Here is a 13,536-nt window from a genome sequence, read left to right as displayed (position 1 = left end):
TTCTGGATTCCCGCCTGCGCGGGAATGACGGAGGAAAAAACTCACACCGTCATTCCCGCGCAGGCGGCGGTTCGACGGCTCGAAATCCAGAGTCTGTCAGGTGACGCAGCCCGCCCCCCAACCTCAATCCCCAACACCCCCACCCTAAAACCGATACTCCCCCCCCTGAATCCCCGCAAACACCCGCCCATCCAACACCTCAAACCCAGCCCCACCCGGCAACCGCACATACAACGGGTCACTCACCCGCGCCGGATCAAACCCCGCCACCTTCAAATCATTCTTCTTGTACTTAAACGTCCCCGTCGTCTCCACCTCGCGCAGCAGCCGTACAAATAACGGCGCGGCATAGGCGGGCAGTTCGCGGTCCAGATGCGCGGCCAACGCCGCGCCATCCAACTGCTGGCCAGGCGCCAGGCGCAAGGCGGCCATGCCGCAGCGGCCGTTGGTGCCGGGAATTTCCACGCCATACACCACGGCATCCTCAACGCCGGCAAACGCGCCCAGGGCGTTTTCCACTTCGGTGGTGGAGACGTTTTCGCCTTTCCAGCGAAAGGTGTCGCCCAGGCGGTCGACGAATTGGGTGTGTTTGAAGCCGATGTCGCGCATCAGGTCGCCGGTGTTGAACCAGGCATCGCCTTTTTTAAACACGTTGCGCAGGATCACCGCCTCGCTTTTCGCCGGGTCGGTGTAGCCGTCGAAGGGCCACTTGGCGCTGATTTCGGTGATCAGCAAACCGGGCTCGCCCTTGTCGGCTTTTTGCAGAAAGTTTTTCTTGGTGCGCAGCGGCCGATCGTTTTCCAGGTCGTAGCGCACGATGGCGTAGGTGGCGGGCGAGTAGCCGACGGTATTGTCGAAATTGAACACGTTGGTAAAGCCGATATTGCCCTCGCTGGAGGCATAGAACTCGGTGATGCGCTGGATGCCGAAACGCTGCTTGAACTCGCCCCAGATCGAAGGACGCAAGCCATTGCCGATCATGCAGGTGAGGGTGTTGCCCTGTTCTTCGGCACACGGCGGTTGATTGAGCAGATAACGGCACAGCTCGCCGATATAGCCGAAACAGGTGGCGCGGTAGTGCTGCACGTCTTTCCAGAAGGCGCTGGCGGAAAAGCGTCGGCGCAGGGCAATCGCCGCGCCGCCGGCCAGGGCCGCGCTCCAGCACACGGTGACGGCGTTGTTGTGGTAGCAGGGCAGCGTCAGGTAAAGCACGTCCTGGTCGGTAAGGCCGAGCCCGGAATGCCCGAAGCCGCCGTAGGCTTTTATCCACTTGCCGTGGCTCATGATTGAGGCTTTCGGCAGGCCGGTGGTGCCGGAGGTGTAAATCAGGAAGCACGGGTCTTTGAGCCGTACGTTGGCGCTGTCAGCGACGTTGGTGTGCGGTTCGCTCCAGGCCAGGTCCATGAGGTTTTCCCAGCCCTGCGGGGCGCTGCTTGGCACGTTCAGGCTGTCGCCATCGCTCAGCCAATAACAGTGGCGATCGCTGCCGTGTACCTGCTCGCGCACGGCTTCGAACGGCTCGCGCAGCTCTTCGCCAATCACGAAATGACTGGGCTTCACCAGGTTCAGGCTGTGCACCAACACCTGCCCGCGCTGCGTGGTGTTGACCAACGCACCCACTGCGCCGAGCTTGGCCAGGGCGGCCAGCAGCAACAGCACCTCGATCCGGTTTTCCAGCATCACCGCCACCACGCTGCCGTGACTCACGCCTTGTTTTTTCAGGGCGCGGGCCAGGCGATTGGCCCAGGCGTTGAACTGCGCGTAGGTGAGCTGGCGCTGCTCCTCCAGCACGGCGGGGCGCTGCGGGTACAGGTCGGCAGCGCGCTCGAGCGCCCAGGCCAGCGACAGATTTTTCTCACGATTGCGAATGCCGGCGTAATACAAACCCCGCAACATGCGCGGCACGCGGCCAAGGGTGGCGGGCAGGTGGGCGATAAAACGGGCAGGGGTGATCAGGTCGGCTTGGCTCATGTTCGCGTCGTTGTGCTGTTATCGGGAACGAACCTCACTCTAGTTTGCCCGTACCGCTCGGACTATGACCGTGGTGCGCCGAGCGGCGGGCAGATGGGCAAATAGACGGGGCAAACGCTCAACATCCGTCTATACATCAGAGCAGGTTGCCGGAACCTGGGCGCAACCACCGAGCCATTAAGGAGAGCGGCATGGGCAGGGTGTTTCACGTTCTGGTGCTGCTGATGACGGTGCTGCTGGGCAGTGTGGCCGCCGTAGCAGCCGAGACCGAGCAAAGCGTCGACCCCACGGCGACGGCCACCGACACAACCGCCACCTTGCAGGTGGCCAATCGCACGGTGATGGTGTTTCGCGCTGTGCTGCTGGGTGAGTCGCCTGCCGTGCGCGCCGCGCGGGCCAAGGCATCGGTTGAAGAAGTGCTGCAAGACGGTGTCGATGCGCCCGTCACCGTGCAGCCCGTGCAGCGCAGTTTTATCGTGCTGCTTAATGGCCGCCGCAGCTTTATGGTGACGCCGCTGGATGTCGACCCGTTGGAGGCGCACAGCACCGAAGAAGCGGCCCGGCAGGCAGCCGAGCGGTTGCGTCAAGTGGTGGCTGAAACCCGTGAAATCCGCTCGTGGAGCGCCATGCTCAAAGCCTTGGGCTACAGCGTGGCGGCCACTGTGTTGTTTGTGCTGTTGCTGTGGGCCATCCAGTGGCTGCGTCGCTCGCTATACAAAGCGCTGCCGATGCTGATGCAGCAAAAGGCCCGCGACCTGAAAGTCGGCGGTGCGCAGATTCTCGATCTGCGTTTTCTCTTCACCCTGGCCAACCGCCTGTTCGACCTGCTGCGCTGGACCCTCGTGCTGCTGCTCGCCTATGAATGGCTGAGCTTTGTGCTGTCGCAATTTCCCTATACGCGCCCTTGGGGCGAGCGCCTCAACAGCTACCTGCTCGACCTGCTCAGCTATGTGCTGCAAGGCGTGGTCAATGCCGTGCCGGGACTGCTGATTGCCGTGCTGATCTTTTTTATTGCGCGCGGCATCAGCGCCTTTGCCCAACGCTTGCTCAAGCGCGTGGCGCTGCAAAGCCATAGCGTGGAATGGCTCAACGAAGAAACCTTGCAACCGACCACACGCTTGACCTCGCTGGGCATCTGGCTGTTCGCCCTGGCCATGGCCTATCCGTACCTGCCGGGCAGCGGCACGGAGGCGTTCAAGGGGTTGTCGGTGCTGATTGGGTTGATGATTTCACTCGGCGCGTCGAGCCTGGTGGGCCAGGCGGCGTCGGGGCTGATCCTCACCTACACGCGCACCCTGCGCATCGGCGAATTCGTGCGCATTGGCGAGCACGAAGGCACGGTCACGGAAATGGGCATGTTCACCACGCGTATCCGCACCGGCCTGGGCGAGGTGCTGACGCTGCCCAACTCGATGATCACCGGCGCGGTCACCAAGAACTACTCGCGCGCTGTGCAGGGCACCGGCTATATCGTCGACACGGTGGTCACCATTGGCTACGACACGCCATGGCGGCAGGTGGAGGCCATGTTGATCGAGGCGGCGCGGCGCACCGACGGCATCGTCAGCGACCCTGCGCCGCTGGTGTTCCAGACATCGCTGTCGGATTTCTACCCTGAATACCGCTTGGTCGCCCAAGCGATCTTCACCTTGCCGCGCCCGCGTGCGCTGCTGATGTCGGCGCTGCATGCGCATATTCAGGATGTGTTTAACGAATACGGCGTGCAGATCATGTCGCCGCATTACCTCGGCGATCCGCCCGACGCCAAGCTGGTGCCGCCGGAAAACTGGTACACCGCCCCGGCCCGGCGACCGGTGCCGGGCGAGGGCGGTGGCGAGGCTAACGGTCAGTCGACAAACAAGTCCTGAATCAGCGGGCCGCCGTCCGGGTCGAAGCGGTAGTGCTCGAAATCGCTGTGGCCCTGCTCGCGCAGAATGTCTTCATCGATCAGCAAGCGGCCGGTTATGGCGCGACCGCTGCTGGCCAGAATGGCGTGTGCGGCGTCGGCCATAATCGCCGGCACGCGGGCGCGTTTGAAGGCGTCGCGGCTGCCCAGCTCGAACTCGATGGCGGCGGTGGCGATCATGGTTTTCGGCCACAGCGAATTGACGCTGATGCCGTACTTGGCGAATTCCTCGCTCATGCCCAGGGTCAGCATGCTCATGCCGTATTTGGTCACGGTGTAGGGGCCGTGCTGGGCGAACCATTTGCTGTCCATATTCAGCGGCGGCGACAGGTTGAGAATGTGGCCCTTGCTCTGTTTCAGATAAGGCAGCGCGGCCTGGCTGCAAACCATCACGGCGCGGGTGTTGATTTGAAACAGCAGGTCGAAGCGCTTGGGTTGCAGGTGCTCCACGCCGATCAACTTGATGGCCCCGGCGTTATTGACCAACGCGTCGATGCTGCCGAAATGCTCAGCCGCCTTGGCCATGGCGGCGGCCACAGCGGTTTCGTCGCGCACATCCAACTGCAGCGCCAGGGCTTTGCCGCCTGCCGCTTCAACTTCAGCGGCGACGCTGAAAATCGTGCCCTCAAGCTTGGCGTGGGCCTCGGCGCTTTTCGCTGCAATCACAATATTGGCGCCATCGGCGGCGGCCTTCAGCGCGATTTCACGACCGATGCCACGGCTGGCGCCGGAGATAAACAGGGTTTTGCCGGATAGGGACATGGGCGTGGATCTCCTGGGTTTTTGTTGTTGTTCGTTGTAGATCAACCGCATCGCGGCTAAAGCCGCTCCCACAGAAAACACGCGTACCTGTAGGAGCGGCTTTAGCCGCGATGCTTTTTAGTCGCTTACCTCAACCTCCACCAACACCTGCCGCCCCTTCACCTGATCGCCTTTATTGGCCTGCACCCGCCGCACCACGCCATCGCTGGTGGCTTTAAGCGGATGCTCCATTTTCATCGCCTCCAGCACCACCAGCAGTTGGCCTTTGCTGACGCGCTCGCCTTCGCTGACCAGCACTTCGACGATGGCGCCATCCATAGGCGCCTTCACCACACCGGATGCCGCAGCACCGGCAGCGCTTACCGGTTCGTGGGTGACGTCGTGCAGTTCGAGGTTGCCGGCGTGGCCGTATAGCCACAGCTGCTGAGCGCTGTGGTGATAGGCCAGACGCTGGCGCACGCCGTCGATATTCACTGTGGCCCAGCGCCCGTCGTTGCTGAGCAGCTGCAGCTCAACCTGCTGCTCGCCGACCTGCGCGAGCAAACGCGGCTGCGGGCCGGATTGCTGCACGCTGAGTTCCACCGGGTATTTGTGTTCGCCGTGCTTGAGCACGAAGCGCCACGGCGCATTGCCAGCGTTGCGCCAGCCGGCCAGCTCGGGCTGGTGCGCGCGGGCTTGGGCGCCGGCTTGGTAGAGCAGGGCGGCGGCGCTGGCCAGTTCGGCGGCACTGGGTGCTTGCGGGCTCAGGCTCGGGTCGGCATGGAAGTGCTCGGCAATAAACGCGGTGGTGGCGTTGCCTGCGGCGAATTGCTCGTGGGCCAGCAGGTTGGCGAGAAAGCGCTGGTTCCCGTTGACGCCCAACAGCACGCAGTCTTCCACGGCGCGCACCAGCTTGCGCCGCGCTTCGTCGCGGGTGGCGCCATAGGCGATGACTTTCGCCAGCATTGGGTCGTAAAACGGCGTGATGCGCTGGCCTTCGACCAGGCCGTGATCGATGCGAATGCCATCGACCAGCGCCGGCTCCCAGCGCAGCACGGCGCCGGTTTGCGGCAGAAAATTATTGGCCGCGTCTTCGGCATACAGGCGCACTTCCATGGCATGGCCCGTGAGGCGGATGTCTTCCTGACGCAGCGGCAAAGGCTGCCCGGCCGCAACCTGCAGTTGCCAGGCGACCAGGTCCTGTCCGGTGATCAGCTCGGTGACCGGGTGTTCCACTTGCAGGCGGGTGTTCATTTCCAGAAAGAAGAACTCGCCGCTCCCGTCGAGCAGAAATTCCACCGTGCCCGCGCCCACGTAATTCACCGACGCCGCCGCTTTCACCGCCGCTTCGCCCATAGCCTGACGCAGTTCTGGCGTCATCACCGGGCAGGGCGCTTCTTCGACGACTTTTTGGTGGCGGCGCTGCACCGAGCAGTCGCGTTCCCCCAGGTACACGATGTGCCCGTGCTGATCGCCGAATACTTGAATTTCCACATGCCGTGGCTGCAACACGGCGCGTTCCAGAATCAGCTCGCCGGAGCCAAACGCGTTTTGCGCCTCGGAGCGCGCGGTGCGAATCTGCGCCACCAGTTCGCTGGCCTCGGTGACCAGCCGCATCCCCCGGCCGCCACCGCCGGCGCTGGCTTTGATCATCAGCGGATAGCCAATGCGCTCGGCTTCGCGGCTGAGGGTGGCGTCGTCTTGCTCGGCGCCTTCGTAGCCTGGAATGCACGGCACGCCGGCTTCGAGCATGGCAATTTTCGACAGGCGTTTGCTGCCCATCAGGTGAATGGCTTCCACGGTCGGCCCGATGAATACGATGCCGGCCGCTTCGCAGGCTTGGGCAAACGCGGCGTTCTCGGAGAGAAAGCCGTAACCCGGATGCACCGCATCGGCCCCGGTTTTTTGCGCGGCGGCGATGATGTCCTCAATCGACAAGTACGACTGATTCACCTGCGCCGGGCCGATGCACACGGCCTGGTCGGCCAGCTGCACATGGCGCGCGTCGGCGTCGGCTTCGCTGTACACCGCCACGGTGCGATAGCCCAGGGCGTGGGCGGTGCGCATCACACGGCAAGCGATTTCGCCGCGGTTGGCGATGAGGATTTTGTTGAAGGCTGGCATGTTAGTGGGCTCCTTTTCTTATTGTGGTTGCGCCGACCCTCACCCCCAGCCCCTCTCCCCTGATCCGGGCGACCGCTGACAGAAGAGGGGGAGCAGACCGAGTCGCGGTCAAGCTCCCTCTCCCCTTGTGGGAGAGGGCTGGGGTGAGGGGTAAAGGCCATCACACCGCCCACCCAGGCTTACGCTTCTGCATAAACGCCATCGTCCCTTCCACCCCTTCCTCGCCCACCACGGCCGCCGCAAAGAGCCCGGCTGCGTCGTCGAGCAAGCTGTTCAGCGGCTCCCGTTCGGTGGCCAGCAGCAGCGCTTTGGTCGCCGCATTGGCTCCTGGCGCACATTGCCGAACCTGCTCCAGCACCTGCGCCAACCGCTGCTCCACTTCGGCGTCGCACACATGCACCAGGCCCAGTCGCAACGCCTCTTCACCATCAAATCGCGCTGCCGTCAGGGCCAGGCGGCGGGTGTGGGTGAGGCCGATGCGCTTGACCACAAACGGCGCGATCTGCGCGGGAATAATGCCCAGGCTGGTTTCCGGCAGGCCGAATTTGGCGCTCGGGTGGGCGATGGCGATGTCGGACACACACGCCAGCCCAAACCCGCCGCCGAGCACCGCGCCTTCGAGCACGGCGATCACTACCTGCGGCGCGTTCTGCGTTTCTTCCAGCAAGGCGCCAAAGGCGCGGTTGAGCTGGCGGTAGGCGTCTTCACCTTCGGTTTGCGCACGGGCGCGGGCGCCGGCCATGTCTTTGATGTCGCCGCCGGCGCAGAAATGCTCACCGGCGCCGCGCAATACCAGCGCACGAATGCTGGCGTCGGCGGCGCTGGTGCGCAGCACGGCGCGCAGCTCCTCGACCATCGCCAGGCTCATGGCGTTGCGCACCTCGGGCCGGTTGAGGGTGATGGTCAGCACGCCGTCGGCGTGGTCGAGCAGCAGGGTGGTCACGGTGGGTAACGTCATGGTTCAGCCCTTCTTTTTGCCCGGCAGGGTGCCCATCAACTTGCTGATGATGCCCAGCATGATTTCGTCCGCACCGCCGCCGATGGAGACCAGGCGCACGTCGCGGTAGGCGCGGGCGACGGGGTTGTCCCACATGTAGCCCATACCGCCCCAATATTGCAGGCAGCTGTCGGTCACTTCGCGGCCCAGGCGGCCGGCTTTGAGCTTGGCCATGGAGGCGAGTTTGGTGACGTCGCGGCCTTTGATGTATTGCTCGGTGGCTTGGTAGACGAGGGCGCGCAAGCACTCGATTTCGGTGCTCAGCTCGGCCAGGCGAAAGTGAATGACCTGGTTGTCGATCAGCGGCTGGCCAAAGGTTTTGCGCTCTTTGCAGTAGTCGATGGTGCTGTCGATGCAGAACTCTAGGCCCTTGATCATGTTGGCGGCGCCGAACAGACGCTCTTCCTGGAATTGCAGCATCTGCATCATGAAACCGGCGCCTTCGTGGCCGATGCGGTTGCGCTGGGGCACGCGTACATCGTCGAAAAACACTTGGGCGGTTTCAGAACTGCGCATGCCGAGTTTGTCCAGGTGCGGCGACACGCTGATGCCCGGCGTTTTCATCGGCACCACGATCAGCGATTTGTTGACGTGGGGTTTGTCGTCCGAGGTGTTGGCCAGCAGGCAAATAAAGTCGGCCGATGGCGAGTTGGTGATCCACATTTTGCTGCCGTTGATCACGTAGTCATCGCCGTCTTTGCGGGCGGTGGTTTTCAGCCCGGCGACGTCGGAGCCGGCGCCCACTTCCGACACGCCAATGCAGCCGACCATGTCGCCGGCAATGGCCGGACGCAGGAATTCCTCGCGCAGCTCATCGGAGCCGAAACGGGCGAGCGCCGGGGTGCACATGTCGGTTTGCACGCCGATAGACATCGGAATGCCGCCGCACTGAATGGTGCCGAACTCTTCCGCCGCCACCACCGAGTAGCTGTAGTCCAGGCCCATGCCGCCGAATTTTTCCGGCTTGGAAATGCCCAGCAAACCGAGGTCGCCGGCTTTCTTGAAGATGTCGTGGATCGGAAAGCGCCCGGCCTTTTCCCATTCATCAACGTGGGGATTGATTTCCTTGTCGACGAAATTGCGCACCGTGCGGCGAAGTTCTTCGTGTTCCTGGGTGATGATCATTGTTGTTGTTCTCCACGCGTGAATTTCGGTCTGTTCGAGAGCGGCGTTGGCGGCGGCCCTCACCCTAGCCCTCTCCCGGAAGGAGAGGGGACGAAGCGATTAAAACCTCGCCACGCCAAAGGTATTGGCCTGCAACGGCCGCACCTCGGCTTCGGCGCAAATATCCAGCAGAAAACCCAGCAGCTTGCGCGTGTCACGCGGGTCGATCAGGCCGTCGTCCCAGAGGCTGGCGGTGCCGTAGAGGGCGGTGGACTGGCTGTCGAGTTTCTGTGCGGTCACGGTTTCCAACATGTCGAGCATCTTCGGGTCGGCTTCTTTGCCTTCTTTCAAATGCTTGTCTTCGGTCACGATGCGCAGCACTTTGCCGGCCTGGGCGCCGCCCATCACGGCGGTGCGGCTGTTGGGCCAGGCGAAGATAAAACGCGGGTCCAGGCCACGGCCGCACATGGCGTAGTTGCCGGCGCCGTAAGAGCCGCCGACGACGATGGTCAGCTTGGCTACGCGGGCGTTGGCCACGGCTTGAATCAGCTTGGAGCCGTGCTTGATCACGCCTTGCTGTTCCGATTCGGTGCCGACCATAAAACCGGTGGTGTTGTGGAAGAACAGAATCGGCGTGTTGCTCTGGTCGCACAGCTGAATGAACTGCGCCGCCTTGGCCGCGCCTTTCGGTGTGATGGGGCCGTTGTTGCCGATAAAGCCGCAGGCCAGGCCTTCGATGTGCAGATGGCCGCAAATGGTCTGGTTGTCGAACTCGGGTTTGAAGTCCAGGTACTCGGAACCGTCGGCGATGCGGGCGATGATTTCGCGCACGTCGTAGGGTTTTTTCGCGTCGCTGGGAATCAGGCCCAGCAGCTCTTCGGCCGGGTACAACGGTTCGCGCACGGGCTTGCGCGGACGGTGCGGCAGTTGGGCGTTCCACGGCAGCATGGCCATGATTTCCCGGGCGATGCGCACGCCGTCGGCGTCGTTTTCGGCCAGGTATTCGGCGGTGCCCGCGGTTTGCGCGTGCATTTCGGCGCCGCCCAGTTCTTCGTCGGTGGCCACCTCGCCGGTGGCGGCTTTAAGCAGCGGTGGGCCGGCGAGAAACATTTTCGCCTTGCCACGCACCACCACGGTGTAGTCCGACAACCCCGGCTGATACGCGCCGCCAGCGGTGCTGGAGCCATGCACCACAGTGATTTGCGGCAAGCCCATGGCCGACATCCGCGCCTGGTTGGCAAAGCCGCGCGCGCCTTCGACGAAAATGTCGGCGGCGTAGTTGAGGTTGGCGCCGCCGCTTTCGGCGAGGGTGACCACCGGCAATTTGTTTTCGAAGGCGATCTGTTGCAGGCGCAGGGTTTTCTTCAACCCGCTGGGGGAAATGGTGCCGCCCTTGATCGCGCTATTGCTGGCATTCACCAGGCAGCGCACGCCAGCGATATAACCGATGCCGGAAATGATGCCGCCGCCGGCCTGGGTGCCGTCTTTGTCGTCGTGCAGTTTGTAGCCAGCCAGTGAGGCCAGTTCCAGAAAGGGTGCGCCGGGGTCGAGCAGCAGGTTCAGGCGCTCGCGCGGCAGTAACTGGCCGCGTTTGTCGAACTTGGCTTTGGCTTCGGCGGCTTTGTCCAACACCTTCTGTTCCACGTCGCGGAACCCGGCGATGGTGGCCAGCATGGCCTCGCGGTTGCGGGCGAAGTCTTCGCTGTGGGCGTCGAGTTCGGATTGAATCACCGGCATGACTTACTCCTTGTTATCCGCAGGTTTCAGCACGTCGGGCAGGTAGGCGCGGTGGAAGCCGTTGTACGACTCGGCGCTCTTGGCTTTGCCCAGCGTCCAGGCGCGGCTGCCCTGGCTGGCGGCGCCGTCGATGCGCACGGTGTTGCCGCTGATGAAGTTGGCGCCCGGGGTGAGCAGAAAGACGATGGCCGAGGCCACTTCCGATTCGGTGCCGATGCGTTGCAGCGGCACGTGATCCTTGAGCGAACGGATCATGTTTTTCATCGAGTCGGGGTAGGTGTCCATGCCGCTGGAGGCGATCCAGCCCGGCGCCACGGCATTGACCCGCACGCCGGCGTAGCCCCATTCCACGGCGGCGGTCTTGGTGAAGTTTTCCATGCCGGCGCGGGCGGTGCCGGAGTGGCCCATGCCGGGCATGCCGCCCCACATGTCGGCGAGCATGTTGACGATGCTGCCACCGTGTTTGCTCATGCTCTGGCTGAACACTTCGCGGGCCACCAGAAAGCCGCCCACCAGGTTGGTGCGCACCACGGTTTCGAAGCCTTTCTGATTGATCGACACCAGCGGCGCCGGGTATTGGCCGCCGGCATTGTTGACCAGGTGATGAATGCGCCCGTGCTCACTCAGCACCTCGGCGACCATCGCTTTGACCACGTCTTCTTCACGGATGTCGCAGGCCTTCCAGCTGGCGCTGCCGCCATCGGCAATGATTTCTTCGGCAGTGGCTTGCAGCTTTTCCCACTTGCGCCCGATCAGCACCACATGGGCGCCGAGAAACGCCAATTCATGCGCCGTGGCCCGGCCGATGCCGCTGCCGCCGCCGGTGACCATGATGGTCTGGCCGCTGAAGAGGGTGGGCTTGTAGATGGAGTCGTAGGTCATGTTCGGCTCTCAATTTTTTGTACGTGTGGGAGCGGCTTCAGCCGCGATGCTCTTCAAGGCAACAGCATCGCGGCTGAAGCCGCTCCTACAAAGTTGCGTTGCTCACTTCAATTTATCTGCCAACGCCTGCGGCACCGGCACCGGGAATTCCAATAGCTGCTGGGCAAACGCTTTGCCTTGTGGGTCGATGCGCAGGCTGGCGACGCCGCCGCCGCCAAGGGCGTTTTCCAGCAGGAAGTTGAAGCCGTGGCAGCCGGGCAAATACCAGCGGTTGACGCGCCCGGTCATGGGGTCGAGTACGTGGCGCATCCAGTCGACGACCGCTTCCACGGTCAGCGCCGCCGCGATCCAGGGCAGGTACTCGGCCTCGCGGGCCATCACGCCGATGTTGCTGTGGTTGCCTTTGTCGCCGGAGCGCGCCACGGCCAGTTTGATCAGCGGCACGCTGGCGTCGGCCAGCTCCACCGCCACGGGCGCTTCCTCGCCTTCGCGCAGGTCGGCGATGTTCAGCGCATCGACAGCGGGCAGGGTGACGGGGTGGCGTTCGCCGTTGATGTCGACGCTGAGCGCGCACGCGGTTTTGTCGGCGAGAAACGAGAACAGGCGAATCACCGGGTACACGGTCGGGCGGCCGCCAACGATGCCGGTCAGACCAGGCGCCATGCCGGTCGCGGCCTGGGCAATTTCGCGGGAGAACAGAATCAGGGCTTCTTTCTTGGCGTGGCGCACGGCCAGTTTCACCACCACTTCGCGGCTGTCGTGGCGCTGGCCGTGGGGGCCGTAAGTGGCTTCGCTGCCGAGCAATTCAACGTGGGTTTCCACGTAACCGGGCCAGCCGCGGTCGGCGAACATTTCGGCGGTTTTATTGAGAATGGCCTGGCTGACGCGCTCGGCTTTTTTCACCGCATCGATGCCGGCAATCAGGCAGCTGGCGGTGCAGCGGAAACCGTCGGGGTAGGTGGCCGACACTTTGTACTGCGGCGTAGGCGGCAGCCCTTTGGCGCCCTGAACGTGCACGCGATCGGTGTCGACCTGGCTGAGCTGCACCTGGGTGAAATCGCACACCACATCGGGCAACAGGTACGCGCGGGGGTCGCCGATTTCGTAGAGCATCTGCTCGCCGACCGTGAACGGCGTAACCAGGCCGCCGGTGCCGGCTGGTTTGCTGACCACAAAGCTGCCGTCGGCGACCACTTCAATCAGCGGAAAACCGATGTGCTCGTAGTTCGGCACGCTTTCCCAGTCGGTGAAATTGCCACCGGTGCACTGCGCGCCGCATTCGATGATGTGGCCGGCGAGGGCGGCTTGGGCGAGTTTGTCGTAGTCCTGCCAGCTCCAGCCGAACTCGTGCACCAGCGCGGCGCTGACCACGGCGCTGTCGACCACGCGGCCGGTGATGACAATGTCGGCACCCAGGGCCAGCGCTTCGACAATGCCCGGCGCGCCCAGGTAGGCGTTTACCGATACGCACATGGGCGGCAGCGGCTGCTCGGTGAACATTTCGCGGGCGCCGGCTTTATAGAAGTCGGGGAGTTTGCTTTGCAGGTTGTCGCCATGCAGCACGGCAATTTTCAGCGCCACCCCGGCTTTCTCGCAGGCCGCCGCCAGCGCGGTGGCGCAGGCTTGCGGGTTGACGCCGCCGGCATTGCTGATGACGCGGATTTTTTTGCTGGCAATGGTGTGCAGCAGCGGAGCGAGCACCTCGATGAAGTCGCCGGCGTAGCCTTGTTCCGGGTTCTTCATGCGTGCGCCAGCCATGATCGACATGGTGATTTCGGCCAGGTAATCGAACACCAGGTAATCCAGCTCGCTGCCATTCACCAATTGGGCGGCGGCGGTGGAGGTGTCGCCCCAGAACGCGGAAGCGCAGCCGATGCGTACGGTTTTAGTCATTGGAATTGTGCCCGTTTGCCGATCGATATGCCGACCATACCAAGCAAGCGCTTGGTTATGGAAGCCCTGTTTTTGTCTTTCTCAACGAAAGCACGGCCAAGCGCTTGCTTGGTAAACCCTTCACGCTTAAATTTCACCAATGCCGACAAGCACTTGCCACCTTTAAGGCCGGGCGTTGGGC

10 protein-coding genes are annotated in these 13,536 nt (G+C 63.2%); 1 reads left to right on the top strand and 9 read right to left on the bottom strand.

The genetic code is table 11. From position 1 onward, the window contains the following. Positions 1-144 precede the first annotated feature (144 nt). Positions 145-1,971, bottom strand: coding sequence for a long-chain-acyl-CoA synthetase (locus tag ACZZZP_RS13135; protein ID WP_463536572.1), 1,827 nt, complete (start codon positions 1,969-1,971; stop codon positions 145-147). A 191-nt stretch (positions 1,972-2,162) separates the two neighbouring features. On the opposite strand from ACZZZP_RS13135, the gene ACZZZP_RS13130 reads away from it, so the two are divergent. Further along, positions 2,163-3,839, top strand: coding sequence for a mechanosensitive ion channel family protein (locus ACZZZP_RS13130; protein ID WP_463536571.1), 1,677 nt, complete (start codon positions 2,163-2,165; stop codon positions 3,837-3,839). Here the strand turns inward: ACZZZP_RS13130 and ACZZZP_RS13125 are convergent. From ACZZZP_RS13125 to ACZZZP_RS13090, 8 genes are all read right to left on the bottom strand, one after another. Then, entirely contained in the window at positions 3,818-4,639 is an 822-nt protein-coding gene (locus ACZZZP_RS13125) for an SDR family oxidoreductase (protein ID WP_463383003.1), read from the bottom strand. The genes ACZZZP_RS13130 and ACZZZP_RS13125 overlap by 22 nt on opposite strands. Before the next feature lie 117 nt (positions 4,640-4,756). Beyond that, positions 4,757-6,742: an acetyl/propionyl/methylcrotonyl-CoA carboxylase subunit alpha gene (locus ACZZZP_RS13120; RefSeq protein WP_463383002.1), complete on the bottom strand. Its 1,986-nt coding sequence runs from the start codon at positions 6,740-6,742 to the stop codon at positions 4,757-4,759. A gap of 160 nt (positions 6,743-6,902) precedes the next feature. After that, positions 6,903-7,700, bottom strand: coding sequence for an enoyl-CoA hydratase/isomerase family protein (locus ACZZZP_RS13115; RefSeq protein ID WP_463383001.1), 798 nt, complete (start codon positions 7,698-7,700; stop codon positions 6,903-6,905). A 3-nt stretch (positions 7,701-7,703) separates the two neighbouring features. After that, on the bottom strand, positions 7,704-8,864 hold the full coding sequence (gene atuD, locus ACZZZP_RS13110; protein ID WP_463383000.1) for a citronellyl-CoA dehydrogenase: 1,161 nt from the start codon (positions 8,862-8,864) through the stop codon (positions 7,704-7,706). A 99-nt stretch (positions 8,865-8,963) separates the two neighbouring features. Further along, the gene (gene atuC, locus ACZZZP_RS13105; protein WP_463536570.1) at positions 8,964-10,580 is read right to left on the bottom strand and encodes a geranyl-CoA carboxylase subunit beta; all 1,617 of its coding nucleotides are present in this window, start codon (positions 10,578-10,580) and stop codon (positions 8,964-8,966) included. Between the two features lie 3 nt (positions 10,581-10,583). Next, positions 10,584-11,462: an SDR family oxidoreductase gene (locus tag ACZZZP_RS13100; RefSeq protein ID WP_463382999.1), complete on the bottom strand. Its 879-nt coding sequence runs from the start codon at positions 11,460-11,462 to the stop codon at positions 10,584-10,586. Positions 11,463-11,564: 102 nt separating this feature from the next. Next, positions 11,565-13,355: an acyclic terpene utilization AtuA family protein gene (locus ACZZZP_RS13095; protein ID WP_463382998.1), complete on the bottom strand. Its 1,791-nt coding sequence runs from the start codon at positions 13,353-13,355 to the stop codon at positions 11,565-11,567. Next, positions 13,352-13,504 (bottom strand): hypothetical protein, encoded by a 153-nt coding sequence (locus tag ACZZZP_RS13090; RefSeq protein ID WP_463536569.1) that lies wholly within the window; start codon positions 13,502-13,504, stop codon positions 13,352-13,354. The genes ACZZZP_RS13095 and ACZZZP_RS13090 overlap by 4 nt, the downstream gene beginning before the upstream one ends. Positions 13,505-13,536 lie beyond the last annotated feature (32 nt).

The sequence above is a fragment of the Pseudomonas sp. AC211 genome (assembly GCF_979258055.1).
The sequence above is the reverse complement of the archived record's forward strand: the minus strand, read 5'-3'. Positions and strand labels throughout refer to the sequence as shown.

Coding starts and splice junctions, on each gene's coding strand:
- atuD (WP_463383000.1), bottom strand. CDS start 8,864: ATGATCATCACCCAGGAACACGAAGAACTTCGCCGCACGGTGCGCAAT.
- ACZZZP_RS13100 (WP_463382999.1), bottom strand. CDS start 11,462: ATGACCTACGACTCCATCTACAAGCCCACCCTCTTCAGCGGCCAGACC.
- ACZZZP_RS13120 (WP_463383002.1), bottom strand. CDS start 6,742: ATGCCAGCCTTCAACAAAATCCTCATCGCCAACCGCGGCGAAATCGCT.
- ACZZZP_RS13135 (WP_463536572.1), bottom strand. CDS start 1,971: ATGAGCCAAGCCGACCTGATCACCCCTGCCCGTTTTATCGCCCACCTG.
- ACZZZP_RS13130 (WP_463536571.1), top strand. CDS start 2,163: ATGGGCAGGGTGTTTCACGTTCTGGTGCTGCTGATGACGGTGCTGCTG.
- ACZZZP_RS13115 (WP_463383001.1), bottom strand. CDS start 7,700: ATGACGTTACCCACCGTGACCACCCTGCTGCTCGACCACGCCGACGGC.
- ACZZZP_RS13095 (WP_463382998.1), bottom strand. CDS start 13,355: ATGACTAAAACCGTACGCATCGGCTGCGCTTCCGCGTTCTGGGGCGAC.
- atuC (WP_463536570.1), bottom strand. CDS start 10,580: ATGCCGGTGATTCAATCCGAACTCGACGCCCACAGCGAAGACTTCGCC.
- ACZZZP_RS13125 (WP_463383003.1), bottom strand. CDS start 4,639: ATGTCCCTATCCGGCAAAACCCTGTTTATCTCCGGCGCCAGCCGTGGC.